General features: G+C 43.7%; 5 tRNA genes and 1 rRNA gene. All 6 read right to left on the bottom strand.

The annotated features are described in order from the left end of the window. Window positions 1–338 precede the first annotated feature (338 nt). Window positions 339–424, bottom strand: a tRNA-Leu gene (locus CBF37_RS11510). 12 nt (window positions 425–436) lie between these two features. Next, a tRNA-Gly gene (locus CBF37_RS11505) sits at window positions 437–508 on the bottom strand. A gap of 12 nt (window positions 509–520) precedes the next feature. Beyond that, window positions 521–593, bottom strand: a tRNA-Thr gene (locus CBF37_RS11500). 20 nt (window positions 594–613) lie between these two features. Continuing rightward, window positions 614–686: transfer RNA gene (locus tag CBF37_RS11495), tRNA-Lys, on the bottom strand. Between the two features lie 2 nt (window positions 687–688). Further along, window positions 689–761, bottom strand: a tRNA-Val gene (locus tag CBF37_RS11490). Between the two features lie 17 nt (window positions 762–778). Then, window positions 779–894, bottom strand: a 5S ribosomal RNA gene (gene rrf / locus CBF37_RS11485). Window positions 895–1,042: the final 148 nt, after the last annotated feature.

Below are 1,042 nucleotides of genomic sequence, written 5' to 3'. Positions count from 1 at the left end.
TTTCCATGTTGTGTGTGATAAACTTTGATTGTCCTTTTTCATAAGGGACCTCCTAAATGATTGATATTTCGTGGTCGGGAAACCAAATATATCTTATCATTTTAGGAGACTTTTTTTATACCACGCTGAAAGCTCTTCTGAACCACCCGCATAGCAGGTGGTTTTCAAAACATATAACAAATAAGCAATAAAAGCCAATTGACTTTTATTGCTTAAATTCACTTATTTTTATCCGTCCATATCTTTTGACGTAGAACCAAACCTATTGCTCTTGTTTAGTAACATCTTCAAGATGAACATCATTCTTGTTTGTTAAAACTCTAATGTTTTATCTTGTATGCCGAGGACCGGAATCGAACCGGTACGGTGATCACTCACCGCAGGATTTTAAGTCCTGTGCGTCTGCCAGTTCCGCCACCCCGGCCGAAACATAAAAAGCGGAAGACGGGGTTCGAACCCGCGACCCCCACCTTGGCAAGGTGATGTTCTACCACTGAACTACTTCCGCTAAGAAATAGGATGCCGGCTAAAGGACTTGAACCCTCGACCCTCTGATTACAAATCAGATGCTCTACCAACTGAGCTAAGCCGGCTACAACGATGTTATTTTTAATGACCCGTACTGGGCTCGAACCAGTGACCCTCTGATTAAAAGTCAGATGCTCTACCAACTGAGCTAACGAGTCTATGGAGGTTAACGGGATCGAACCGCTGACCCCCTGCTTGTAAGGCAGGTGCTCTCCCAGCTGAGCTAAACCTCCAATAAAAAACGCAAAAAGCGCGGCAACGTCCTACTCTCACAAAGGGAAACCCTTCACTACCCTCGGCGCTAAGAAGCTTAACTTCTGTGTTCGGCATGGTTACAGGTGTATCCTTCTTGCCATCGTCACCGCACTTATGTGCGTTTATATTTAATTGAGTGAGTATTCACTCAAAACTGGAGTTGAATTATTTATCTTCATATCGACACCGTTTTTTTGGTTAAGTCCTCGATTGATTAGTACTGGTCCGCTCCATACATCACTGTACTTCCACTCCCAGC

The sequence above is a fragment of the Vagococcus vulneris genome (assembly GCF_003950515.1).
GTDB classification, from domain to species: Bacteria; Bacillota; Bacilli; order Lactobacillales; family Vagococcaceae; genus Vagococcus; species Vagococcus vulneris.
Note: the sequence above shows the minus strand (reverse complement) of the source record. Positions and strands in the feature narration are given on the sequence as shown.